Source organism: Streptomyces litchfieldiae (genome assembly GCF_031845365.1).
GTDB lineage: Bacteria > Actinomycetota > Actinomycetes > Streptomycetales > Streptomycetaceae > Streptomyces > Streptomyces litchfieldiae.
The window spans coordinates 317805-343389 of sequence record NZ_JAVREL010000001.1; the positions used below are offsets into that span (position 1 = coordinate 317805).

Below are 25585 nucleotides of genomic sequence, written 5' to 3' on the forward strand. Positions count from 1 at the left end.
TGCTCGCACCGTTCAGAACGGTGTCAGGTCAGGAAGACCGGAGGATTCTCGCCCCGCAGGCGGTAGTCGGGCCGGGGCCGTTCGAGGCGGATCGATTCCAGCACGGTGTACGCGTGGTACTTGGTCTGGGTGGTGGCTCCCGCCAGCCGTTCCCACCAGAGCCGGCCGTCGCTCGTCTCCTTCTCCAGGACGTGGCGGGTGGTGTAGTTCGCCATGGAGCTGATCCAGTTCTCGGTACCGACGAAGATCCTGTCCCAGCCGGTGCCGGTCACGATGTCGGCGAGCGCATCCGAGCGGCTGAACCGCTCGACCGCCGCAGTCGCCCCCTCAAGCACGTCGGCGAAGTACTCCACGCACAGCTTCACCTGCTCGTAGGTGCCGTAATGCATGTGGTGCCCGCCGACGAAGTAGTCGAAGTCGTATTCGAGGATCTGGGACTGAGCCTCGTACCAGCCGGAGATGTTCTGCGAGGCGTCGCAGTGCATGAACGTGACGCTTCCCGGACTGACGATGTCGACGGCCGTGAGCACCTTCTGCCGCGGTGCGTAGATGAAGATGTTGCCGGGGCAGTGGTTCTCTCCCCTGTAGGAGAGCTGCAGGCTCACGCCGCCCACTTCGAGGACGAGTTCGTCGTCGAACGTCCTCGTCGGCAGGGGGCGCTTCGGGTCGGGGAAGCGCTCCAGGAGTTCCTTGGTGATGCGGTGGGCGACGATCTCGACGTCGGGTCCGAACACGGAGGCCGCGCCGATGTGATCGGCGTGCCAGTGGCTGTAGATGACGTGAGTCACCGGTCGGTCGGTGACGTCCTCGATCGCCGCCAGCATGTTCTCGCCCAGCGTCGGGGGTGCGTCGATCGCGACCACGCCCTCCTCGGTCACCACGAATGCGGCGTCGTAGCCGGCACTGGTGACCCAGTAGAAGCCGCCGCGCAGTTCTTCCACGTGGTAGCCGTACTTCTGGAAGTGCTCGCTCTGGAAATACGGGGGGTAATAGCCCGTGGGGTCCAACGGGTCGTCCGCCCCCGCGCGGGGGAATCCATAGTGGTCGATCCCGTAGAAGCTCGGGGTTTCTTCGACGCTGATGGGTATCTGACTGCTCTGGCACACCGGCGGGACGCCTTTCTGTGTTCTTGGGAATCTGTCGAACGGGTGGTCTATCCCGGTGACGTGAATCGAAGGACCGCCTTGGTGACGCGGCCTGAGCCCGCATCCTCGAACGCGGTGTTGATATCGGCGAAGTCGTAGAAGGACAGCAGTCGGTCGATGGGGAACCGGCCCGCTCGATAGAGCTGGGCAAGGTCGTTGATCAGGAGCGACGAGACGGCGCCGCCCTGGATGATGCCCTGAAGCGACTGGCCGAGCGTGAGCCGGCCGGCGTCGAGCACGGCGCCCGCTCCTTCGTGGAACGCCACGAAGCCGAATCGGCCCATCGGTGCCAGGGCGCCGACCCCGGCGTCGAGGTTCTCCGCGCGGCCGCTCGTGTCGAGCACGTACTCCAGACCGCGTTCGTCGACGGCGCGGAGCGCGCCGGTCAGATCCTCGACCCGGCCGGGGTCCACGAGGTGCGTCGCTCCGAGATCGCGGGCCAGATCGAGGCGGCCGGCGTCGACGTCGACGGCGACGATGGTGGTGGCACCCGCGACATGTGCCGCCATGACCGCCGCCAGGCCCACCGCTCCCACGCCGAAGACCGCGAAGGACGCTCCCGCCGGCACGGCGAGGGCCTTGAGTACGGCCCCCGCGCCCGTCTGCAGCCCGCACCCCAGCGGAGCCATGACATCGAGGGGCAGATCGCGGGGGACCTTGATCGTGTTCCGTTGGTGCGTCAGGGCGTGGGTGGCGAACGAGGACTGGCCGAAGAAGTGACCGTGCGGCTCAGCACCGTGGGCGACGTGGAGACCGTTCGAGCCGTCCAGGCGGGCACCTGCGAAGTTGGCCGCCCAGACGTTGTCGCAGTAGGCCGCGTGCGAGGACATGCACGGCTTGCAGCGGCCGCACGAGTGGTAGGAGAGGACGACGTGGTCACCGGGCTCGACGGTGGTGACAGCGGCCCCCACGCGTTCGACGACTCCTCCTCCCTCGTGCCCCAGCACCACCGGCAGCGGCGTCGCCATTCGCTGTGCCCGCACGTGAGCGTCGGTCGCGCATATTCCGGTCGCGACCATGCGAACGAGTACCTCGTCGGACCGCGGGTCCTCGATCTCGATGTCGCGGAATTCGAAGGGCCCGTCCTGCGCTTCGAGAACAGCGGCGCGCGCGGAGGTGGTCATACGCCGTGAGCCTGCCGCGAAGCGCCGCGAGGGCCATGGTGACGAGGGACTGACATCATCAACGACTCCCTGATCGGGGGGTGGGCCTCAGGAACCCTTCAGCGGGTCCGAACCTATGTCGGCCGCCCGTGCCCGCGGATCGGTCGCCGTATCCGTCACGGCGGTAAGGCACGGTGCCGCGAGGTGCGGTGGCGTCAGTGCCGGACGCCGGTCCGGGCGGCTTGTTCGACTCGGGCGATGAGACGGCTGTTGTGCGCGGCGTGCTGGAATCCCGGGGTGTGGTGGGTGCCGTTCGTGATGTCGCGGGCCAGGCTGGCGTAGACCTCGCCGACGTTGATGGAAGCGCCCGTCCAGATGTCGGCGGCGGTGGGTCCCGCGCCGGTGGCGACCGGGCGGTCGGGCGCGGTGAAGTCGACGCTCGACGAGAGGGTGAGGTCGCCGACCTGAACGCCCGCGGGGTGGTCGCCCGTCAGCTTCAGCCAGCCCTCCGATCCGCGTACTTCCAGACTGAAGTGGGCGTCGGGAGCGGGCACGCCTGCCAGGATCTGCACCCCGACCGGCGCCCCCGAGGAGGTCTTGGCGATGGCGTCGAGGTGATCCGGGACCTCGCGGACGGATATCGCGCCGGTGTCGACCAACTTCACCTGGGGCCAGAGGAGTTCGGTGCGGGCGTCGATCTCGGTGACGTCGCCGAGAACGGCTTCGACCACATCCAGGACGTGGCCCGCGGCGATGGTGAGGAAACCGGCTCCGGACGCTGCCTTGTCGAAGTACTCGTACGCGCTCACCGACTCCGGGCCGTTGCCAAAGGTCGTCGCGGCGACTCGCGCCGAGAGCAGCCGCCCGAGCCGGCCCTCAGCGATGATCTCCGCCGCGCGGCGTACCGAGGGGTTGAGCCGGCCCTGCAGGCCGATCGCGGTGTGCAGTGAGCCGGCCGCCTCAGCCATCTCTTCCGTCTGCGCGACGGTCGCGCCCAGCGGCGACTCCGCGTACACGGCCTTGTTCGCCGCGAGGGCCGCCAGGACGAGCTCGCGGTGAGCCGGGACCTTCACCGCGACGGTGACGAGGTCGATCGAAGGGTCACCGATGAGCGCGTAGGGGTCCGCGAACCAACGCTCGGCGCCGAACGCCTCGGCAGCGCCGCGCGCGCTCTCCTCGTGCCGCGTCGCCACACCGGCCAGGTGGAAGTCGGGCTGTGCCGCCAGCGCGGGTATGTGCGATGCGCCCGCCCAGCTCGCCTTCGTGTCCGCGCCGATGATGCCGACCCGTATGAGATTGCTTGACATGATGTGGTGTTCCGTTTCTTTCGCTGAAGCAAGACGTGGTGTGGTGCGCGGGGCGAATCGGCGTGTTCGCGCTTCTCTCACTGGTCGACGGCGGCCATGTCGGGCTCGGCATGGCGTTCGCCGGACGCCGGTGTGAGGTTGTTCAGGCGGGCGATCTGGCCCGGGGTGAGTCGGATGCCGTCGGCGGCGCTGTTCTCCTTGAGGCGGTCGATGCGTTTCGTCCCCGGAATGGGCGCGATGCCGTCTCCTTGCGCGAGCAGCCAGGCCAGAGCGACCTGCGCGGGCGTGGCCCCGACCTCGTCGGCGACCTCGCGTACCTGGTCGACGATGCGCAGGTTGCGCGTGAGGTTGTCGCCGGTGAACCGGGGATTGGAGCGACGCCAGTCGGCGGCGTCCAGGCCGTCCAGGGTGCGGATGTCACCGGTGAGAAAGCCGTGTCCCAGCGGTGCATAGGGAACCAGTCCGATGCCTAGCTCACGCAGCGTGGGCAGCACCTCGGCCTCCGGGTCCCGCGTCCAGAGGGAGTACTCGCTCTGGACAGCGGCCACGGGATGGACCGCATGGGCCCGGCGGATGGTCGCCGCTGCCGCCTCCGACAGTCCGATGTGGAGGACCTTGCCCGCCTCCACCAGGTCGCTCAGCGCTCCCACCGTCTCCTCGATGGGAGTGTTGGGGTCGACCCGGTGCTGGTAGTAGAGGTCGATGCGGTCGGTTCCGAGCCGCCGCAGTGAGCCGTCGACGGCCGTGTGAATGTTGGCGGGGGTGCTGTCCGGGCCCGGCCGGCCGGTGTGGGAGACGAGGCCGAACTTGGTGGCGAGGACGACTTCGTCCCGGCGGCCCTTGATCGCGCGACCCAGCAGTTCCTCGTTGACGTAGGGTCCGTACACCTCGGCGGTGTCCAGATGGGTGACACCGAGGTCGACGGCGCGACGAATAGTGCGGATCGACTCGGCTCCGTCCCGGCCGGCGCCGGTGTAGTACGCCGACATCCCCATGACACCCAGGCCGATGCGCGGGACATCGAGCCTGCCGAGCGACGTGGACTGCATCTGTTGTCCATTCCGTGTGGGGCGGGCCTCAGCGCCGCAGAGCGAACTTGACGCGTCAAGTTCTACTCCTACGAACTTGACGCGTCAATAAGTGGGTCTAGGATGTCCTCATGGCGAGCACGGCAGATGACACGAACGGCCGGCGCCGTCGGCGTCCACGGAACGGGCCGACATCCGAGGCGACGGCTCGTGCCGACGAAGGCTCCGGCTCGGGGGCGTCCACCGGTCCGGTTGCCGAGACGCGATGGCTGAACGGCGACGAGCTGGCGGCGTGGCTGGCCAACTCCGCGATCATGATCAGCCTGCCGGCCGCGCTGGATGCGCGCATGCAGCGCGAGGCTCAGCTGACCTTCTTCGAGTACATGGTGCTCTCGGTCCTCTCCGAGCAGCCGGACCGCACCATGCAGATGAGCGCCCTGGCCGCGCGAACGGCGGCGTCACTGTCGAGGCTGTCCCATGTCGTCGGTCGGCTCGAGAAGCGCGAACTGCTCGCACGGAAGCGGATCCCCGGTTCCGGAAGGCGCACCACCGCGACGCTGACCGAGGCCGGTTACGACGTAGTGGTGGCGGCGGCGCCGGGACACGTCGCCGCAGTCCGCGAGTACCTGATCGATGATCTCGGTCCTCAGGAGCTGGCGGCACTGCGCCGCATCGGTGCCGCGGTGGACGCGGCCATCAAGCGCGGGCAACCCGATGCGAGCTCTGCGGCTTCGCCTCCGCCCGAAGCGCCGACGATCCACAGCGGACCGAGGCGTACTGCGGACTGATGGAGGAGCAGCGCCACGCGGGTCCGCCAGCACGTCCGCGGCACGGTCCTCGGCGTTCTATGGCCTGTGGGGGTCGTGATCATTCGGTTGGTAGAACACTCGTGTGGCGAGGCGTGAACTGAGCGATGACGAATGGGCGTTGGTGGGGCCGCTGCTCCCGATAGGCACCTACGGCCCGTATCCGCACCGGCTGCGGGATCACTTCGAGGGCGCGATCTGGAGGTTTCGCTCCGGAGCCCAGTGGCGGGAGGTCCCGGAGGAGTTCGGGAACTGGTCCACGGTCTACGACCGGTTCCGTCAGTGGCGCGACGCGGGCGTCTTCCAGGCCCTGATGGAGGCGGTGATCGCTGAGGCCGCACGGCGGGACCAGGTGGACCTTTCCCTGGTCAGCGTCGACTCCACCACAGCGAGAGCGCATCACGACGCGGCCGGCATGAGGGTGGACGCCAAGACGCTGGCAGCGCTGGAGAAGGCACTGGCGGAGGAAAGGGGGGCCGCGGCAAGGAACAAAAGGATCAATATGCCGCAGAACCTGGCGATGCTGCCGAAACCTCCCGCCGGGACGAGCGCCGACGCCTGCACCAACGACGCCGGGCACGGCTGAAAACAGCCGCCCTGGGCCGCTCACGCGGCGGGCTGACCAGCAAGGTCCACGTGGCAGCCGACCGCCGCTGCCGCCCACTGGCCTTCACCCTCACCCCGGGGCAGGCCGCCGACAGTCCCCAGTTCGTCCCGGTCCTGGCCAAGCTCCGGGTCCGCGGCCGGGCCGGCCGCCCCCGCACCCGCCCCGACGCGGTGGCTGGCGACAAGGCATACTCCTCCCGCGCCAACCGCGCCCACCTGCGCGAACGCGGCATCAAGGCCGTCATCCCGGAGAAGAAGGACCAGGCGGCCAACCGGAAGAAGAGGGGACGGCGCGGCGGACGGCCGGTCACCCACGATGCGGACCTGTACAAGGACCGCAACACCGTCGAACGCCTGATCAACAAGCTCAAAGCGTGGCGCGGGATCGCCGCCCGGTACGACAAGACGCCGGACAGCTACCTCGCCGCCCTCCACCTCCGCGGCACCGTCATCTGGCTTCACAGCCTCCAACCGACACCTTGATCGCGACTCCCCACAGGCCCTAAAGGAGGCCCGGCCCGCGGCGGGCCAGGCCGCGGGTCGCGCGGCGGCGGCGGTCGTTGCACAGGAGGCATTTGCCCCAGCCGGGCGGCAGCGGGTCGTCCTTGTCGTTGTACAGCGGATCGACCGCGCCGCGCGGGTGCTCGCGGCAGCCCGTGACCCCGGGGCCGTCGCTCAGCGACTGGGCCGCCGCCAGCGCCCGGCGCAACGCGTCCACCAGCACCTCGGCCTGCTCCCCCGCCGGCGCCTCCTGGTCGAAGGCGATGTCGGAAGCGGTCCGCAGGGCCGCCTGGAGATCCCGCACCTCTGACTGCTGACTCATGCGGGCCAGCGTAGGCGCCCCCACCGACAGCGGGACCCGGGAGGCGGAGCCGGCCGGGTAGGTCCCAGGTCTTAGGTCCAAAAACCCGTGGGAAGTGTCAGAGGCTGCTCGTAGTCTCGATGGTGATGTCTGCCTCAGCCGATCCCCCCGCCGCCCCTGCCCGAAAACGTTCCGTCGTCCGCTCCCTGCTCCGGCTGTGGCCCTATGTGCGCCCCGTGCGGGCCCGGGTCTTCGGCGCCGCCCTGGTGGCCATCGTCGCCGCCTCGATGGGGCTGATCATGCCGCTGGTGCTCAAGTGGATCGTGGACGGCCCCGTGACCGACGGCGACACCGCCGGGGTGTGGCTCGGCGGCGGCGTGCTGCTGGCCGTCGGCGTGATCGAGTCCCTGCTGTTCGGCCTCCGGCGCTGGCTGGTGGCCAGGCCGCTGGCGGGCGTCGAGGCGGACATGCGCTCGGCGCTCTACCGGCATGTGCAGCGGCTTCCGGTCTCCTTCCACGACCGCTGGGCGACCGGCCAGCTCCTCTCCCGGGGCACCGGCGACCTGCAACTGCTGCGGATGTTCCTGGCGTTCGGCCTGACGTTCCTCATCGTCAACAGCGCCACGATCCTCATCGGCTTCGGCGTGCTCATGGCGCAGGGCTGGCAGCTCGGCCTGGTGCTGGCCGCCCCCGTGGTGCCGCTCATCTGGCTGTGCGTGGCGTTCGAGACGCGGTTCTCGCTGGTCGCGCGCCGCGCCCAGGACCAGATGGGCGATCTCACCACCGTGGTCGAGGAGTCCATCCTCGGCATCCGCATCATCAAGGGTTTCGGCCGGCACCGCAGCCAGGCCCGCGCCTTCCACGAGCTGTCCGGGCGGCTGCGGGACACCGAGCTGCGCAAGGCGCGGCTGCTGGCCGGGATCTGGCTGGTCATCCTCACCCTGCCGGAGGTCTTCCTCGGCGCCGCCCTGGTGCTGGGCGTGGCGCAGGTCGCCGACGGCGACCTCACCGCGGGCACGCTCGTGGCGTTCATGACCACCGCGATGGCGCTGCGCTGGCCGGTGGAGTCGATCGGCTTCCTGCTCGCCCTGTGCAACGAGGCGGCCACCGCCACCGACCGGTTCTTCGAGGTCATGGACGCCGAGATCCCGGCCGAGGCCGCCCGGGAGGCCACGGCGGCCGACGCCGCGGCCGCCGGCGACGGCCTCCGCTTCGAGAACGTCGTCTTCCGGTTCCCCGACAGCCCGCCGGACAGCGAACCCGTGTTGAACGGCGTCGATCTGCACATCCGGCCGGGCGAGACGCTGGCGCTGGTCGGCGGCACGGGCAGCGGCAAGACCACGCTCATCGGCCTGGTGCCGCGGCTGCACGAGGTGACCTCCGGCCGCATCACCCTGGACGGCACCGACATCGCCACCCTCCCCCGGGAGCGAGTGCGCGAGCTGGTCGCCGTCGCCTTCGAGGAGCCCACGCTGTTCTCCGCCACCGTCCGGGAGAACGTGCTGATGGGCGCGGAGGACGCGGGCCGCGCCGAGCTGGACCGCGCGCTGCGCGTCAGCCAGGCCGCCGACTTCGTGGCGGCCCTGCCGGCGGGCGTGGAGACGGAGGTCGGCGAGCAGGGGCTGAGCCTGTCCGGCGGCCAGCGCCAGCGCCTGGCGCTGGCCCGCGCGGTGGTCGGCCGCCCCCGCTTCCTGGTGCTGGACGACCCGCTGTCCGCGCTCGACGTGCACACCGAGGCGCGGGTCGAGGCCGCGCTGCGCGAGGTCCTCGCCGACACGACCGCGCTGGTCGTCGCGCACCGGCCCTCCACGGTGCAGTTGGCCGACCGGGTGGCCCTGCTGTCCGGCGGCCGGATCGCCGCCGTCGGCTCCCACGCCGAACTGCTGCACACCAACGCCGAGTACCGGCATCTGATGACCGGCGAGCACGCCGAGAGCGAGGTGTCCGTGTCATGACGACCACCGTCTCCCAGGACACCGGCAAGACCGGTGACCGGCCGTCCGCCGCCGGGCGGCCGGCGGCGGCGCCGGACCCCGTCGCGCAGGACCTCCTCCCCGCGCCGAAGGGCGCCGCCCGCCGGCTGCTCGCCACCCTGCTCCGTCCGCACCGCGGCAAGGTCGCCCTGGGCGCCGTGCTGCTGCTCACCCAGCAGGCGGCGGTGCAGGCGGTGCCGCTGCTGGTGGCGTACGCGATAGACAGCGGCGTCCCCGCGGTGCGCGACGACGACAACGGGCCGCTGATCGCGGTGGCCGTGGCGTACTTCGTCTGCGCGCTGGGCGCCGGGCTGCTCCAGTACGCGTTCATCCAGGTCTCCGCCCGCATCAACCAGAGCATCCTGCTGGAGCTGCGCGGCCGGATCTACCGCCATGCCCAGGCGCTGAGCCTGGACTTCCACGACCGGTACACCTCGGGCCGGCTCATCTCCCGCTCCACCAGCGATGTGCAGTCGCTGCGCGAGCTGCTGGACGAGGGACTCCAGGAGATGCTGGTCATCCTCGTGTCGCTGGTGTACATCGGGGGGCTGCTCTTCTATCTCGACCTGGGTCTGGGCGCCGCCGCGCTGGTGTCGTTCGGCCCGCTGTACCTGCTCGTGCGCAACTACCGGCGCCGGTCCCGGGAGCGGTTCAGCAGGCGGTCCACCGCGATCGCCGCGGTCATCGTGAAGTTCTCCGAGACACTGAACGGCATCCGCCCGGTGAAGGCGTTTCGCCGGGAACGCGCCAACGACGCCTCGTTCGACGCGCTGAACCGGCGCCACGAGCGGGTCAACGGCGACACCATCCTGGAGATGGGCCGGTTCGTCGTGCTGTCCCGGCTGATCGCCGCCTTCGCGGTCGCCACGATCGTGCTGTGGGGCGCGCACCGGGTGACCTCCGGCCATCTGGAGCTGGGCGCGCTGGCCGCCGGGGCGCTGTACATCCGGCGGCTGTACGACCCGCTGGACCGGTTCGCGATGATCCTGAACAACTACCAGTCGGCCGTGGCCTCGCTGGACAAGATCGCCGGACTGCTCCACCAGCGGCCGGACGTGCCCGAGCCGGCGGAGCCGGTCGCCCTGCCGCCGCGCGCGGAGGGCCGGCCGGGGCGGGAGGTCGTCTTCGACGACGTCCGGTTCGCGTACCGGACGGGCGGCGAGGTGCTGCCGCGGTTCGGGCTGACGCTGCCGGCCGGGCAGACGACCGCGCTGGTGGGCGCCACGGGCGCGGGCAAGTCGACGCTCGCCAAGCTGCTGGCGCGGTTCTACGACCCGACCGAGGGCCGGGTGCTGCTGGACGGCACGGATCTGCGGCAGTTGACGATGAGTGAGCTGCGGCGGGGCGTGGTGATGGTGACGCAGGAGGCGTTCCTGTTCTCCGGCACCGTCGCGGAGAACATCGCGATCGGCAAGCCCGACGCCACCCGGGACGAGATCGAGCGGGCGGCGAAGGCGATCGGCGCCCATGACTTCATCGCCTCGCTGCCCGAGGGGTACGACACGGACGTCCGCAAGCGCGGCGGCCGGATCTCCGCCGGGCAGCGCCAGTTGGTGGCGTTCGCCCGGGTGCTGCTGGCCGACCCCTCGGTGGTGATCCTGGACGAGGCCACCTCGTCGCTGGACATCCCCGGCGAGAAGGCGGTGCAGGACGCCATGGTGACGGTGCTGCGCGGGCGCACGGCCGTGGTGATCGCGCACCGGCTGTCCACGGTGGAGATCGCGGACCGGGTGCTGGTGATGGAGTCCGGCCGCGTCGTGGAGGATGGCCCTCCGGCCGAACTGATTGCCGGCACCGGGCAGTTCGCGGATCTGCACCGCGCCTGGCGCGAGAGCCTGGCCTGACGGCCGGAGGAAACAGGCGGGAGAACGGGCCCGGCCGGCGCCCCGGCCGAACGGGGCGCCGGGGGCCTCAGCGCAGGAGCGCGCCGGTGGCCTCGGCGGCCTCGGCCGGCGGCAGCGCCACCAGGCCCAGCTCCGCGCGGTGCGCCAGCAGGCGGTGCGCGGGCAGGACGCGGACCGTGTAGCCGTAGGGCCCGGGGCGGTGCGGCGTCAGCTCGCCGGAGAACGTCCAGCGGCCGGCCAGGTCGGGCCCGCCCTCCGGCTTGAGCTGGACGTACACCGGGTCGGCGAGGGTGTCGTCGCCGTCCACCCGGCCGGTGACCGCCTGCACCTCGACGGCGGCCGGGTCCAGGTCGCCGAGCGCGACGCGCACCCGCAGCGGCACGGTGCCACCGAGGGTGGGCTGCTCGGCGCCGGGCTCCACGTGGTCCACGGAGACGCGCGGCCAGGCGCCGCGCACCCGGTCGGCGAACTCGGCCAGCTCCCCCGCGGCCTCCGGCGTCATCGCGCGGTGCGCGGCGGCGGCCGGGGCGTAGAAGTCCGTGACGTACTCGGTGAGCATGCGTTCGGCCAGCACCCGGGGGCCGAGCCGGTCGAGGGTGGCGCGGACCATCTCCAGCCAGCGGGTGGGCAGCCCGTTCCCGTTCACCCCCCGGTCGTAGAAGCACGGCGCGACCTGCCCGGTCAGCAGGGCGTACAGCGCGGCGGCCTCGATGGCGTCGCGCCGCTCCGGCTCGGCTGCGGCCAGGCCGTCGGCCGTGGGGATCTCCCAGCCGAAGTCGGGGTCGAACCACTCGTCCCACCAGCCGTCCCGCACCGACAGGTTGAGGCAGCCGTTGAGCGCGGCCTTCATCCCCGAGGTGCCGCACGCCTCCAGCGGGCGCAGCGGGTTGTTCAGCCAGACGTCGCAGCCGGCGTAGAGGGAACGGGCCATGGCCATGCCGTAGTCGGGCAGGAAGACCACGCGGTGGCGGACCTCGGGGTCGTCGGCGAACCGGACCAGCTCCTGGATCAGCCGCTTGCCGCCGTCGTCCGCCGGATGCGCCTTGCCCGCGACGACGATCTGCACCGGGCGTTCGGGGTCGAGCAGCAGCGAGGTGAGGCGTTCCCGGTCGGTGAGCATGAGGGTGAGCCGCTTGTAGGAGGGGACGCGGCGGGCGAAGCCGATGGTGAGCACATCGGGGTCGAGGACGTCGTCCACCCAGCCCAGCTCGGCCGCCCCGGCGCCGCGCTGGCGCCAGGAGGCGCGCAGCCGCGCGCGGACCTCGTGCACGAGCTGCTCGCGCAGAGTGCGGCGCAGGTCCCACAATTCGGCGTCGGTCAGCGATCCGGTCCGGGCCCGGAGCATGGCGTCGGCCGTCCAGGTGGGGGCGTGCACGCCGTTGGTGACCGCGCCGATCGGCGCCTCCTCGGGGTCGAACCCCGGCCAGAGCCCGGCGAACATGCCGCGGCTGACGTTGCCGTGCAGGGCGGAGACGCCGTTGGCGCGCTGCGCGGTGCGCAGGCCCAGGACCGCCATGTTGAACTGGGCCGGCTCGCCCTCGGCGGCCGCCTCGCGGCCCAGGCCGAGCAGCGCCTCGGTGCCGAGCGCCGCCAGCTCGCCGCCCTCGCCGAAGTGCCGGGCCACCAGCTCCTCGGGGAACCGGTCGATGCCGGCCGGCACCGGCGTATGCGTGGTGAAGACCGTGCCGGCGCGCACGGCGCGCAGCGCGGCGTCGAACCCGATGCCCATCTCGCCCAGCTCGCGGATGCGCTCCGGGCCGAGGAAGCCGGCGTGGCCCTCGTTCATGTGGAACACCTCGGGCTCCGGGTGCCCGGTCAGGCGGCAGTAGGCGCGGACGGCGCGCATGCCGCCGATGCCGAGCAGCATCTCCTGGAGCAGCCGGTGCTCGCTGCCGCCGCCGTAGAGGCGGTCGGTGACGTCGCGTTCGGCGGGCCCGTTCTCACCGACGGCGGAGTCCAGCAGGAGCAGCGGAACGCGGCCCACCCGCACCTGCCAGATCCGGGCGGCCAGGGTCCGGCCGCCGGGCAGGGCGAGCGTCACCCGGGCGGGGGTGCCGTCGTCCTCGGCGAGCGGGGCCAGCGGCAGCTCGTGGGGGTCGATGACGGGGTAGTGCTCCTGCTGCCAGCCGTCGGGCGACAGGCTCTGCCGGAAGTAGCCGTGCCGGTAGAGCAGGCCGACGCCGATCAGCGGGGCGCCCAGGTCGCTGGCGGCCTTGAGGTGGTCGCCGGCCAGGATGCCCAGGCCGCCGGAGTACTGGGGAAGGGCGGCGGTGATGCCGAACTCCGGGGAGAAGTAGGCGATGGCGCGCGGCAGTTCGCCGCCGGCGCGGATGTCGGCCTGCTGGTACCAGCGGGGCTCGGTCAGATAGTCGTGCAGATCGCCGACGGCGACGCCGAGGCGGCGCTGGAAGCCGCGGTCGGCGGCGAGCCGGGCCAGCCGGTCGGCCGAGACGGTGCCCAGCAGCCGTACCGGATCCTCGCCGGCCGCCTGCCAGCTGTCCGGGTCGACGGAACGCAGCAGCTCGCGGGTCTCGGGGTGCCAGGACCAGCGGAGGTTGAACGCCAGTTCCTGGAGGGGTCGGAGGGGGTCGGGAAGGACGGGGCGCACGGAGAATCGACGGATGGCCTTCACAGTCCGACCGTAGCCGGGCCCCGGGGGCGGTTGCGGTGGATTCCACCGCGTTCGGCCGGAATCGCACCGGTAAACCACCCCCGGGGACCACCGTCCGGTCAGGGCACGGGGACCTCCTCCGGCTCCTCGTGCTCGCCGGAGTCGTGCAGGACGCGCGGCGCCAGCTCGGTGGTGGGCCGGACGGTGCCGTCGGCGATCTCGGCCGCGTAGTGGCAGGCCACCCGGTGCCCGCCGCCGATGTCGGTCAGCTCCGGGCGCTCGGTGTCGCAGCGCTCCGGCTGCCGCCAGGGGCAGCGGGTGTGGAAGCGGCAGCCGGCCGGCGGGTTCGCCGGGGAGGGCAGGTCGCCGCGCAGCAGGATGCGCTCGCGGCTGTCCTCCAGGTCCGGGTCGGGCACCGGCACGGCCGACATCAGCGCCCGGGTGTAGGGGTGCCGGGGCTCGGCGTACAGCGCGTCGCTCGGGGCCTCCTCGACCAGGGCGCCGAGGTACATCACGCCGATGACGTCGGAGATGTGCCGCACGACGGCCAGGTCGTGGGCGATGACGACGTATGTCAGGCCCAGCGAGTCCTGGAGCTCCTCCAGCAGGTTGAGCACCTGTGCCTGGATGGAGACGTCCAGGGCGGACACCGGCTCGTCGCAGATGATGAGGTCCGGCTCCACGACCAGCGCGCGGGCGATGCCGATGCGCTGCCGCTGCCCGCCGGAGAACTCGTGCGGGTAACGGGACAGCGCGCCGGCCGGCAGGCCGACGCGCTCCAGGATCTCCAGGATCCGGGCGCGGCGCTCCTGGCGGGTGGCGCCGATGCCGTGCGCGGCCATGCCCTCGCTGAGGATGGACTCGATGTTCTGCCGGGGGTTGAGGCTGCCCAGCGGGTCCTGGAAGACCATCTGGAGCCGGCGCCGGGCGCGGCGCATCTCCTCGCCCGGCAGCGCGGCCAGGTCGGTGCCGTCGAAGACGACGTGCCCGGCCGTGATGTCGTTCAGCCGCAGGATGGCCCGGCCCAGCGTGGTCTTCCCGCAGCCGGACTCGCCGACCAGGCCGTAGGTCTGACCGGCCGACACGGACAGCGAGACGCCGTCCACGGCGTAGACGTACCCGACGGTGCGGTCGAAGAGAACGCCGCGCTTGACGGGGAAGTGGACCTTGACGTCGTCCAGTTCGAGCAGGCTCATGCGGACGCCTCCGTCTCCGTGTCGGGCACCGTCTCGCCGGCGGGCGCCGGGGTGAGCACCGGGTTGACGCAGCGGACCTGGTGGCCTTCGTCGCCGCCGGGCAGGGCGGCCAGCTCCGGCGTTCCGCGCAGGCACGCGTCGGTGTAGAAGTCGCAGCGCGGCGCGAAGGCGCAGCCGTCGGGCCAGGCGATGGTGTCGTTGATCGAGCCGCGGATCGGGTTGAGCCGCTGCCCGCGCGGCGCGTCCAGCCGCGGGATGGAGCCCAGCAGCCCGTGCGCGTACGGGTGGGCGGGGGCGGCGAACAGCGGGCGCCGCCCGGCGGACTCCACCACCTTGCCCGCGTAGAGCACGTTGACGCTGTCGCACAGCCCGGCGACCACGCCCAGGTCGTGCGTGATCATCAGCAGCGCGGTGCCCTGGTCGTCGACCAGCTCCTTCAGCAGCTCCAGGATCTGCGCCTGGATCGTCACGTCCAGCGCGGTGGTCGGCTCATCCGCGATCAGCAGGCGGGGCGCGCAGGCCACGGCCATCGCGATCAACGCGCGTTGCCTCATGCCGCCGGAGAGCTGGTGCGGGTACTCCTTGAGCCGACGGGTCGGGTCGGGGATGCCGACCCGGTCCAGCAGGTGGGCGGCCTCCTTGCGGGCGGCCTGGCCGCGCAGCCCCCGGTGGCGGGTGAGGATCTCGGTGACCTGGACGCCGATCGGCACGACCGGGTTCAGGGAGGACAGCGGGTCCTGGAAGATCATCGCCAGTTGGGTGCCGCGCAGGTCGCGCAGCTCGGCGGGGGAGAGTCTCAGCAGGTCGGTGTCCTTGAACAGGGCCCGGCCGCCGACGCGCACGCCCTTCTTCGGCAGCAGGCCCATCAGCGCGAGCGAGGTGACGCTCTTGCCGCAGCCCGACTCGCCGACCAGGCCCACGACCTGGCCCTCGTCCACCGAGAAGGACACTCCGGACACGGCGGTGACGTCACGTGAGCCGCGCCCGGAGAAGGTGACCGTCAGTTCGTCCACGGACAGCAGGGACATGGCGCATCAGCTCCGCAGTTTCGGGTCGAGTGCTTCCCGCATGGCCTCGCCGAGCAGGGTGAAACCGAGGGCGGTGATGATGATGCCCAGCGCCGGGTAGACCGCCATCATCGGTTCCTGGTCGAAGAAACGCTGCGCCTGGGCGAGCATGACGCCCCACTCCGGCTGGGCCGCGTCGGGGTTGCCCAGGCCCAGGTAGGACAGCGCCGCCGCCTCGATGATGGCGGTGGCCAGGGCCAGGGTGGTCTGGACGATGACCGGGCCCAGGGAGTTGGGCAGCACGTGCCCGAGCACGATCCTGCGCCGCCGCACGCCCAGGGCGCGGGCGGCCAGCACATAGTCGGCGCCGGCCTGCGCGAGCATCGAACCGCGCAGCAGCCGGGCGAAGATGGGGATCTGCACCACGCCCACCGCGATCATGACCGTGGTGAGGCTCTGGCCGAGGATGGCCGCGATGCTGACCGCGAGCAGCAGCGAGGGCAGCGCCAGGGTCATGTCGATGATCCGCATCAGCACGGTGTCCAGGCGCCGGCCGGCGCGCCCGCCGAACGCGAGGGCGGCGCCCGAGAGGCCGCCGATGAGGACGCCGATCACAAAGCCGAGCACCGTGGAGACCACGCCGACCAGCAGGGTCTGCCGGGCGCCCACGAGCATCCGGGAGAGCTGGTCGCGGCCCAGGTGGTCCAGGCCCAGCCAGTTGTCGCCGCGCGGCCCGATGAACAGGGCCTGGTTGACGCGGACTTCGTCGCGCCAGGTCTGCGCGGTCGGGTCGTAGGGCGCGACCCAGGGGCCGATGATGGCGATGACGATGAACACCGCCATGATGCCGCCGCCGATCAGCGCCATCTTGCTGGCGCGCAGCCGGCGCAGGGCCTCCCGCCACAGGCTGCCGCCGGTGACGGTCTCCCGCTGGGCGGTGAGTTCCGCCAGGCGGTCGATCTTCTCCAGCTTGGTGGTCATCAGTTCACCCGCACTCTCGGATCGATGAGGCTGTACGCCAGGTCGACCAGCAGGTTGAGCACCACGTAGACGAAGGCGATGAAGAGGATGAAGCCCATCAGCACGGGGTAGTCACGGCCGTCGATGGCGTCCCGGATGAACGAGCCGATGCCGCCGAACGCGAAGACCGACTCGGTGAGCACCGCCCCGGACAGCAGGCTGCCGGTGAGCAGGCCGACGGTGGTGACGACCGGCAGCAGGGCGTTGCGCATGACGTGCCGGCCGCGCACCACGCGCTGCTTGAGGCCCTTGGACTCGGCGGTGCGCACGTAGTCCTCGCCGAGGACGTCCAGCACGCTGGCGCGGGTGATCCGGACGACCACGGCCAGCGGGATGGACGCCAGGGCGAGCCCGGGCAGCACGAGGTGTTCCAGCGCGTCCCAGGAGGCGTCCCACTCGCTGGTGAGGAGCCCGTCGAGCACGAAGAACCCGGTGACTTCGGTGGCGTTGATGCCGGTGGACTGTCTGCCGACGCTGGGCAGCCAGCCCAGGTTGACGGCGAAGACGGCGCGGAGGATGAAGGCGAGGAAGAACACCGGGATGCAGACGCCGATCAGCGAGCCGGAGACGGCGATGACGTCCAGCCAGGTGCCGCGCCGGCGGGCGGCGAAGTAGCCCAGCGGGATGCCGACCACGACGGCGATCAGCATGGCGGTGAGCGCGAGTTCCACGGTGGCCGGGAACCGCAGCGTGAACTCCTCCCAGACCGGCTGGCCGGTCTGCACGGAGGTGCCCAGGTCGAGCTGGACCAGCCGCTCCATCCAGCGGCCGTACTGGACCCACAGCGGCTCGTCGAGCCCGAGCGCCGCCTCGATCTGGCGCCGGTCGGCCTCGGTGGCACGCTCACCGAGCAGCGCGGAGGCGGGGCCGCCGGGCAACTGGTGGATCCACAGGAACAGAAGGACCGTCAGGCCGAACAGCGTGGGTACCAGCTGCAACAGTCTGCGGACGATGAGACGGAACACCGATGGGCTCCCCTTTCTCTGAAGTCCCCGGATGTCACAGGTCCGCCCGGCCACGGGGTGCCGTGACCGGGCGGGACCGATCCGGGGCCTGCTCGCTCGAACCGGCTGTGTGGCCGGCTACTTGAAGGAGACCTCGGCGAAGTTCTCCTGCGTCAGCGGCGAGACCGTCGGCGGGTTGACATCGGCCGAGAAGGCGATGGACGGAGGCGAGCTGGAGATCGGCACGCCCGGCAGGTAGTCCATGACCATCTCGTTGATCTGCTGGTACAGGCCGACGCGGGTGGCCTCGTCGGGCTCCGTCTGCGCCTGCTCCATCAGGTCGAACAGCTCCTGGTTCTCGAAGCCCCACTCCTTGGAGTAGTCGGCGAACCAGGTGCCCAGGAAGTTGAACCCGTCGTTGAAGTCGCCGGTCCAGCCCAGCAGATAGATGTTGCAGCCGCCGTCCCGGGTGGTCTCGGTGTAGTCCGGGTTCCACTTGAGCGGCACCGGGTTGACGGTGATGCCGACCGCCTCCAGGTCCGACTTCAGCAGCTCGTAGATGTCGGCGGGCGCCGGCATGTACGGGCGGGTGACCTCCGTCGGGTAGCAGAAGTCCAGCGTCAGGTCCTCCTGGCCGGCGTCCGCCAGCAACTGCTGGGCCAGCTCGGGGTCGTGCTCGTAGGTGGTGACGTTCTCCGAGTAGCCCTCCACGGTGTCCGGCATGAACTGGGTGGCCACCACGCCGCCCTCGGGCAACTGGGTGTTGACGATGTTCTCGCGGTCCAGCGCGTGCGCGATCGCGCGGCGCACGTCCGGTTCCTCCAGCGCCGGGTTGCTCTCCTGCGTGATGCCCAGATAGAGGATGTTGAAGACGTCACGGGTCGGCACCTGGAAGCCCTCGCCGGACAGCGTCGCCACGTCGGCGGGCGCGACCAGGTCGTAGCCGTGGATGTCGCCGGCCTGGAGCGCCTGGCGGCGGGCGTCCTCCTCCGGGATGGTGCGGAAGACCAGCTCGTCGACCCCGGCCTTCTGCTCGCCCCAGTAGTCGTCGAAACGGGCCAGCGTGACCTCACCGTTGCCCTTGTTCCAGCCGGTGATTTCGAACGGTCCGGTGCCCGCGACCGTGCCGGCCTCCTGGCTGTAGCCGGGGAAGGTGATGTTCTCGCCCTCGCCGGTCGCCTCTTCCTCGGCGTACGCCTCCAGCGCCTTCGGGGAATGGATGGAGAACGCCTGCAGCGAGAATCCGCCCGGGTAGTTCGCCGAGGGCTCGGCCACCTCGATAACGGCGGTGTGCTCGTCGGGAGCGGTGCAGCCCACGTAGTTCGGCTCGGGGGTCTCTTCGCTCTCGTTCTGCGCGAAACCGCCGAACACCGACTGCCAGTAGTAGGAGATCGTGGTGTTCTGGTAGGTGCCCGTCCAGTTGTACCAGCGGTCGTAGTTCGCGCAGACCACTTCGCCGGTCAGCGCCTCGCCGTCATGGAACGTCACGCCGTCCTGAAGGTGGAAGGTCCACTCGGTGCCCTCCGGGTTGCTCTCCCACGACTCCGCGAGGCCGCCGACCAGTTCGGTGCCGCCGGGCTCGTGGTCCAGCAGCGTCTCGAACGCCTGGCGGGTGACCCGGAAGGTCTCGCCGTCGCTGGCGAGGGAGGGGTCCAGAGAGGCGGGATCGCCCGCGGCGCCGAAGACGAACGTCTCGGAGTCGCCTCCGGATTCCTCGTCATCGCGCTCGCTGGCGCAACCGGTCACGATCAGGCCGATCGCGAGGGCGGCCGCAAACATCTTCGCGGCCCTGGGTCTTGCTATGCGCATCGTCCACCTCAGGGGGTCGGCGGTGGTAAGCCAGTTCGGTGGACGGCACATTACTGCGCAGGTACATAGCTGTGAACCGCATACCGGACGGCGATATCGACCTGAGACGTGCCCCATAAAGGCGGACAGAATGCCTCCTTCCGGGCCCCAAACCGGCTTTTCTCGGGATTACATGCGGCACGGCAACCTCCCCCGCATCCCGCGGCAACACACGCGTGACAATCCCCCACACATTCAGGAGGATCGCGGTGCGATCCAAACATCACAAACGAGACAACCGGCGGGTCAGGACACTGCTCGCCGCGGCACTCGCCGGGGTGGTGACCGCCGGCGGACTGACCGCGCTGGCCCACGCGTCGGACGAACGGGAGACCCCAGCCACTCCCGCGCCCGCCGCCTCCGCCACGCCCTATCAGATGGACGACCTCGGCCGGGGCCTGGTGAGCGTCGGCGGTGACAAGGGCAACCTGGTGAGCTGGCGGCTGCTGGCCACCGACGCGGACGACGTGGCGTTCCACGTCTACCGGGACGGCACCCGCGTCACCGAAGAGCCGCTGACCGGCGTCACCAACTACCTCGACGAGGGCGCGCCCGCGGACGCCAGGTACACCGTGTCCACGGTCACCGACGGCGCCGAGGTGCGGGACGCGGCCGAGGCCCTGAACCTCCCCAACGCCCAGACGGACATCCCGATCGACTCCCCCGGCGGCGACTACGTCGCGAACGACGCCTCGGTCGGCGACCTGAACGGCGACGGCGAGCTGGAGATCGTCCTCAAGTGGGACCCGTCCAACGCCAAGGACAACTCGCAGGCGGGCGTGACCGGCAACGTCTATCTCGACGCCTACACCCTCGGCGGCGACCGGCTGTGGCGCATCGACCTGGGCCGCAACATCCGGGCCGGCGCGCACTACACGCAGTTCCAGGTCTTCGACTACGACGGCGACGGCTCGGCCGAGGTCGCGGCGAAGACCGCGGACGGCACGGTGGACGGCGCGGGCACGGTCATCGGCGACGCGAACGCGGACCACCGCAACTCCGACGGCTACATCCTGGAGGGCCCCGAGTTCCTGACGATGTTCGACGGCGCGACCGGCGCGGCCGTCGACACGGTGGACTACGTGCCCGGGCGCGGGAACATCTGCGACTGGGGCGACTGCTACGGCAACCGCGGCGACCGTTTCCTGGCCGGCACCGCCTATCTCGACGGCCAGCGCCCGTCGTTGATCATGGCGCGCGGCTACTACACCCGTTCCGTGGTCGCGGCCTGGGACTTCGACGGCTCCTCGCTGACCCGGCGCTGGGTGTTCGACAGCGACGAGGCCGGCAGCCAGTACCGGGAGCAGGGCTCGCACAGCCTGTCCGTCGGCGATCTGGACGGCGACGGCCGGGACGAGATCGCGTACGGCGCGATGGCCATCGACGACGACGGCGGCCCCCTGTGGAACGCCAACACCCGGCACGGCGACGCCCAGCACCTGGGCGACTTCGACCCGGCCAACGAGGGCCTGGAGTACTTCAAGGTCTCCGAGTGGGAGAGCATGCCCGGCTCGGTCTACCTGGACGCGGCCAGCGGCGAGATCCTCTGGCAGACCGCCAGCGGGAGCGACAACGGCCGTGGCGTGGCGGGCGACATCTGGGACGGCAGCCCCGGGGCTGAGTTCTGGTCGGCCGCCGACGGCTCGCTGCGGAACACCGCGGGCGAGGAGATCGGCCGCAAGCCCTCCAGCATCAACTTCCTGAGCTGGTGGGACGGCGACCTGACGCGGGAGCTGCTGGACGACACCCACATCGACAAGTACGGCCCCGACGGCGACACACGGCTGCTCACCGGCTCGGGCGTGGCGTCCAACAACGGCACCAAGGCCACCCCCGCGCTGTCCGCCGACATCCTGGGCGACTGGCGCGAGGAGGTCATCTGGCGCACCAGCGACAACAGCGCGCTGCGGATCTACGCGACGGACATCCCGACCGAACACGCCATCCCCGCGCTAATGCAGGACCGCCAGTACCGCACCGGCGTGGCCTGGCAGAACACCGCCTACAACCAGCCGCCGCACCCCAGCTTCTCCATCGGCCCGGACATGGCCGAGGTGGCGCCCTCGGACCTGGCCGGCGTCCCGGCCGGGCGCGCGGACACCGCCGCCGACACCCGTCCGTTGACGGTCGAATAGCCGGGCGACACACCCGTCGCCCGATCCCGGCGCCCGGCCCCCCGCGCCACACGTGTGCGGGGGGCCGGGCGTTGCGCTGCCACCGGCTCCTCGGGCGCGGCACGGAAAGGCTTCAGACACGCACGTGTGACACCGAGCGCCTAGCGTTGACGCATCCCCCACGCGAGTGAACGCGCCCCGGAGCTGCCATGCCCGGAACGACCCACTCACCGGCGAAACCGATACAAAGGACAAAGCCCCTCACATCGAGGGAAAATGCCTCGCCCCCAACGCTGTCAGGTGATCCCCACATGATCGGACGAATCCCTGTCCTCGACGTCCAGCCGCGCGTTGACTGCGGGCGCCGCCCGGTCAAGGCGGTGCCGGGCGAGACGTTCCAGGTCACCGCCACCGTTTTCCGGGAGGGCGCGGAAGCCGTCGGCGCCAACGTGGTGCTGCGCGATCCGAACGGCCGCGGCGGTCCCTGGACCCCGATGCGCGAACTCGCCCCGGGCACCGACCGCTGGGGCGCGGAGGTCACCCCGGACAGCGAGGGCCGCTGGACGTTCGCCGTCGAGGCGTGGGGCGATCCGGTGGCCACTTGGCGGCGGGTGGCCCGGATCAAGATCCCGGCCGGCTCGGACACCGAGCTCACCCTCGTCGAGGGCGCCGACCTGCTGCGGCAGGCGGCCGCCGGGGTGCCCAAGAGCGCGGGCCGGGACGCCGTCCTGGCCGCGGCCGAGGCGCTTCGGGACCGCACCCTGCCGGCCACGGTGCGGCTGGCCGCCGCCCTCACCCCCGAGGTGACGGCCGTGCTGACCCGCCACCCGCTGCGCGAACTCCTCACCTCCTCACGGCCGATGCCGCTGGTGGTGGAGCGCGAACGCGCGCTGTTCGGGTCGTGGTACGAGATGTTCCCGCGCTCGGAGGGCGCGGTGGTACGCCGGGGGCGGTCGCCGGTCTCGGGCACGCTGCGCACCGCGGCCGAGCGCCTGCCCGCCATCGCCGCGATGGGCTTCGACATCGTCTACCTGCCGCCGGTCCACCCCATCGGCACGGCGTTCCGCAAGGGCGCGAACGGCGCGCTGACCGCGGGGCAGGACGATGTCGGCTCACCCTGGGCCATCGGCTCGCCGCACGGCGGCCACGACGCGATCCACCCGGACCTGGGCACGCTGGAGGACTTCGACGCGTTCGTCGCCGCCGCCGCGGCGCAGGGCCTGGAGGTCGCCCTGGACTTCGCGCTCCAGTGCAGCCCCGACCACCCGTGGGTGAAGTCCCACCCGGAGTGGTTCCACAAGCGGGTGGACGGCACCATCGCCTTCGCCGAGAACCCCCCGAAGAAGTACCAGGACATCTACCCGATCTCGTTCGAGCACGACTTCCGCGGCCTGATCACCGAGACGCTGCGCGTGCTGCGCTTCTGGATGGCGCACGGGGTGCGCGTGTTCCGCGTGGACAATCCGCACACCAAGCCGGTGGTGTTCTGGGAGAAGGTCATCGCGGAGATCAACCGCACCGACCCCGATGTCATCTTCCTCGCCGAGGCGTTCACGCGGCCCGCGATGATGCGCACGCTGGCGCAGATCGGCTTCCAGCAGTCGTACACGTACTTCACGTGGCGCAACTCCAAGGCGGAGCTCACCGAATACCTCACCGAGCTCTCCGGCGCCTCCGCGGCCTACATGCGCCCCAACTTCTTCGTCAACACGCCCGACATCCTGCACGCGTTCCTCCAGCACGGCGGCCGGCCGGCGTTCGAGATCCGCGCGGTGCTCGCCGCGACGCTCTCGCCGACCTGGGGCATGTATGCCGGCTACGAACTGTGCGAGAACACGCCGGCGGCGCCCGGCAGCGAGGAGTACGCCGACTCGGAGAAATACCAGCTCCGGCCGCGTGACTGGGCCGCGGCCGATGCCGAGGGCCGGTCGATCACCCCGCTCATCACCACCCTGAACGCGCTGCGGCGCCGCCACCCCGCACTGCGTCAACTACGCAATCTGCACTTTCATCGCACGAACAACGACCACATCCTGGCTTACTCCAAGCGCTCACGGACACCTCACGCCGACTGCGTACTGATCGTGGTCAACCTCGATCCGCACCACACCCACGAAGCAACGGTCTCGTTGGACATGGAGCAACTTCAGGGGCACGGACTCACGCCCGCGCAGGAGAGCGGCGCCGAGCCCTTCCCGGTGTGCGACGAGCTCACCGGCGAGACCTACTACTGGGGCAGGGACAACTATGTGCGGCTTGAGCCGGGCCGTGCGGATGCGTACGCCTCCTCGGCCCACATCTTGGCCCTGCGACCGTCCTCACAGACCGGAGGGTCACCCAACCATGAGCGTCAATGAGCCGGTCCCCGATAAATTCGAGGACACGCCCGCCCGCGAGCGCGACCCGGAGTGGTTCAAGCGAGCGGTTTTCTACGAGGTCCTGGTCCGCTCCTTCCAGGACAGCAACGGTGACGGAATCGGCGATCTGAAGGGCATCACCGCCCGGCTGGACTATCTCCAGTGGCTGGGCGTGGACTGCCTCTGGCTGCCGCCCTTCTTCAAGTCCCCCATGCGGGACGGCGGCTACGACGTCTCGGACTACGCCGACGTGCACCCGCAGTTCGGGGACCTGGCGGATTTCGTGGAATTCGTCGACGCCGCGCACCAGCGCGGCATGCGGGTCATCATCGACTTCGTCATGAACCACACCAGCGACCAGCACCGCTGGTTCCAGGAGTCGCGCCGGGATCCGGACGGCCCGTACGGCGACTACTACATGTGGGCCGACGACGACAAGCAGTACGCGGACGCGCGCATCATCTTCGTCGACACCGAGTCGTCCAACTGGACGTTCGACCCGGTCCGCAAGCAGTACTTCTTCCACCGCTTCTTCTCCCACCAGCCGGACCTGAACTACAGCAGTCCGGCGGTGCAGGAGGAGATCCTGTCGGCCCTGCGGTTCTGGCTGGACCTCGGGATCGACGGCTACCGGCTGGACGCGGTGCCGTACCTCTACGCGGAAGAGGGCACCAACTGCGAAAACCTTCCTGCGACGCACGCCTTCCTGAAACGGGTGCGCGCGGAAATCGACGCCCACTACCCGGACACCGTGCTGCTGGCCGAGGCGAATCAGTGGCCGGAAGACGTCGTCGACTACTTCGGCGACTACGACAAGGGCGGCGACGAATGCCACATGGCGTTCCACTTCCCGGTGATGCCGCGCATCTTCATGGCGGTCCGGCGCGAATCCCGCTACCCGGTCTCGGAAATCCTGGCCAAGACTCCGGAGATCCCCTCGGGGTGCCAGTGGGGGATCTTCCTGCGCAACCACGACGAGCTGACCCTGGAGATGGTCACCGACGAGGAGCGCGACTACATGTACGCGGAGTACGCGAAGGACCCGCGCATGCGCGCCAACATCGGCATCCGCAGGCGCCTGGCGCCCCTCCTCGACAACGACCGCAACCAGATCGAGCTGTTCACCGCGCTGCTGCTGTCGCTGCCAGGCTCGCCGATCCTGTACTACGGCGACGAGATCGGGATGGGCGACAACATCTGGCTCGGCGACCGCGACGCGGTGCGCACCCCGATGCAGTGGACGCCCGACCGCAACGCGGGCTTCTCCTCCTGCGACCCCGGCCGGCTGTTCCTGCCGACCATCATGGACCCGGTCCACGGGTACCAGGTGACCAACGTCGAGGCGGCGATGAGCTCGCCGGCCTCACTGCTGCACTGGACACGGCGGATGGTCGAGATCCGCAAGCAGAACCGGGCGTTCGGGCTCGGCTCCTACTCGGAGCTCCCCTCGTCCAACCCGGCCGTGCTGGCCTTCCTGCGCGAGTACGGCGACGACCTGGTGATGTGCGTCAACAACTTCTCGCGCTTCTCCCAGCCCACCGAGCTGGATCTGCGGCCCTGGGCTGGCCGGGTCCCGGTGGAGCTCATCGGCGGCGTCCGCTTCCCGCCCATCGGCGAACTGCCGTATCTGCTGACGCTCGCGGGCCACGGCTTCTACTGGTTCCGGCTGCGTAACGCCTCGGAGTCATAAGCCGTCAACGGGCACGAAACAGGCTTACCCCCAGCACCCTGGGGGAAGCCTCCCCCCTTGCGAAGCGTTACCCAAAGCCTCCATCCGCGTTACGGGCCTCACCCGCACGGTCGTTCTCTCACGACACGTCCCGCGCTGTCGGGCAACCCACGCCTGAATCCGGGACACTTCGTCACATAATTCG

The 25585-nt window shown here is 70.7% G+C and carries 17 protein-coding genes and 1 pseudogene; 7 read left to right on the forward strand and 11 right to left on the reverse strand.

The window, feature by feature from the left end; translation table 11 throughout:
* Positions 1 to 23: 23 nt before the first annotated feature.
* The 4 genes from RM590_RS01470 to RM590_RS01485 all read right to left on the reverse strand — a co-directional run bounded on the left by RM590_RS01470 (position 24) and on the right by RM590_RS01485 (position 4604).
* Complete coding sequence (locus RM590_RS01470) at positions 24 to 1106, reverse strand: MBL fold metallo-hydrolase (RefSeq protein ID WP_311702443.1); 1083 nt, start codon at positions 1104 to 1106, stop codon at positions 24 to 26.
* A 47-nt stretch (positions 1107 to 1153) separates the two neighbouring features.
* On the reverse strand, positions 1154 to 2269 hold the full coding sequence (locus RM590_RS01475; RefSeq protein WP_311702444.1) for an NAD(P)-dependent alcohol dehydrogenase: 1116 nt from the start codon (positions 2267 to 2269) through the stop codon (positions 1154 to 1156).
* Between the two features lie 194 nt (positions 2270 to 2463).
* Positions 2464 to 3555, reverse strand: coding sequence for a Gfo/Idh/MocA family protein (locus RM590_RS01480; RefSeq protein WP_311702445.1), 1092 nt, complete (start codon positions 3553 to 3555; stop codon positions 2464 to 2466).
* A gap of 77 nt (positions 3556 to 3632) precedes the next feature.
* Positions 3633 to 4604, reverse strand: a complete 972-nt coding sequence (locus RM590_RS01485) for an aldo/keto reductase (protein WP_311702446.1) — start codon at positions 4602 to 4604, stop codon at positions 3633 to 3635.
* Positions 4605 to 4714: 110 nt separating this feature from the next.
* On the opposite strand from RM590_RS01485, the gene RM590_RS01490 reads away from it, so the two are divergent.
* Both RM590_RS01490 and RM590_RS01495 read left to right on the forward strand, forming a co-directional pair.
* Positions 4715 to 5371, forward strand: a complete 657-nt coding sequence (locus RM590_RS01490; RefSeq protein WP_311702447.1) for a MarR family winged helix-turn-helix transcriptional regulator — start codon at positions 4715 to 4717, stop codon at positions 5369 to 5371.
* Between the two features lie 103 nt (positions 5372 to 5474).
* Positions 5475 to 6478 (forward strand): annotated as a pseudogene (locus RM590_RS01495) (IS5 family transposase).
* 19 nt (positions 6479 to 6497) lie between these two features.
* On the opposite strand, the gene RM590_RS01500 reads toward RM590_RS01495, so the two are convergent.
* A complete protein-coding gene (locus RM590_RS01500) occupies positions 6498 to 6818 on the reverse strand; it encodes a hypothetical protein (RefSeq protein WP_311702448.1) in 321 nt (106 codons plus the stop codon).
* Positions 6819 to 6943: 125 nt separating this feature from the next.
* Between RM590_RS01500 and RM590_RS01505 the strand changes: the two genes are divergently transcribed.
* Positions 6944 to 8752 carry an ABC transporter ATP-binding protein gene (locus RM590_RS01505; RefSeq protein ID WP_311702449.1) on the forward strand — a complete coding sequence of 603 codons (1809 nt, stop codon included), beginning with the start codon at positions 6944 to 6946 and terminating at the stop codon, positions 8750 to 8752.
* Entirely contained in the window at positions 8749 to 10614 is a 1866-nt protein-coding gene (locus tag RM590_RS01510; RefSeq protein WP_311702450.1) for an ABC transporter ATP-binding protein, read from the forward strand. The genes RM590_RS01505 and RM590_RS01510 overlap by 4 nt, the downstream gene beginning before the upstream one ends.
* 67 nt (positions 10615 to 10681) lie before the next feature.
* Here the strand turns inward: RM590_RS01510 and glgP are convergent, their stop codons facing one another.
* From glgP to RM590_RS01540, 6 genes are all read right to left on the reverse strand, one after another.
* Positions 10682 to 13246, reverse strand: coding sequence for an alpha-glucan family phosphorylase (gene glgP, locus RM590_RS01515; protein WP_311702451.1), 2565 nt, complete (start codon positions 13244 to 13246; stop codon positions 10682 to 10684).
* 98 nt (positions 13247 to 13344) lie between these two features.
* Positions 13345 to 14421 carry an ABC transporter ATP-binding protein gene (locus RM590_RS01520; protein WP_311702452.1) on the reverse strand — a complete coding sequence of 359 codons (1077 nt, stop codon included), beginning with the start codon at positions 14419 to 14421 and terminating at the stop codon, positions 13345 to 13347.
* Positions 14418 to 15449: an ABC transporter ATP-binding protein gene (locus RM590_RS01525; RefSeq protein WP_311702453.1), complete on the reverse strand. Its 1032-nt coding sequence runs from the start codon at positions 15447 to 15449 to the stop codon at positions 14418 to 14420. Before RM590_RS01525 ends, RM590_RS01520 begins: the two co-directional genes overlap by 4 nt.
* Before the next feature lie 6 nt (positions 15450 to 15455).
* The gene (locus RM590_RS01530) at positions 15456 to 16409 is read right to left on the reverse strand and encodes an ABC transporter permease (RefSeq protein WP_311702454.1); all 954 of its coding nucleotides are present in this window, start codon (positions 16407 to 16409) and stop codon (positions 15456 to 15458) included.
* Complete coding sequence (locus RM590_RS01535) at positions 16409 to 17413, reverse strand: ABC transporter permease (RefSeq protein ID WP_311702455.1); 1005 nt, start codon at positions 17411 to 17413, stop codon at positions 16409 to 16411. Before RM590_RS01535 ends, RM590_RS01530 begins: the two co-directional genes overlap by 1 nt.
* A gap of 117 nt (positions 17414 to 17530) precedes the next feature.
* On the reverse strand, positions 17531 to 19201 hold the full coding sequence (locus RM590_RS01540; protein WP_311702456.1) for an ABC transporter substrate-binding protein: 1671 nt from the start codon (positions 19199 to 19201) through the stop codon (positions 17531 to 17533).
* Between the two features lie 248 nt (positions 19202 to 19449).
* Between RM590_RS01540 and RM590_RS01545 the strand changes: the two genes are divergently transcribed.
* The 3 genes from RM590_RS01545 (at position 19450) to treS (ending at position 25401) form a co-directional block, all read left to right on the forward strand.
* Positions 19450 to 21375, forward strand: coding sequence for a rhamnogalacturonan lyase (locus RM590_RS01545; protein ID WP_311702457.1), 1926 nt, complete (start codon positions 19450 to 19452; stop codon positions 21373 to 21375).
* Positions 21376 to 21665: 290 nt separating this feature from the next.
* The gene (locus tag RM590_RS01550) at positions 21666 to 23711 is read left to right on the forward strand and encodes an alpha-1,4-glucan--maltose-1-phosphate maltosyltransferase (protein WP_311702458.1); all 2046 of its coding nucleotides are present in this window, start codon (positions 21666 to 21668) and stop codon (positions 23709 to 23711) included.
* Entirely contained in the window at positions 23698 to 25401 is a 1704-nt protein-coding gene (treS, locus tag RM590_RS01555; RefSeq protein ID WP_311702459.1) for a maltose alpha-D-glucosyltransferase, read from the forward strand. The genes RM590_RS01550 and treS overlap by 14 nt, the downstream gene beginning before the upstream one ends.
* Positions 25402 to 25585: the final 184 nt, after the last annotated feature.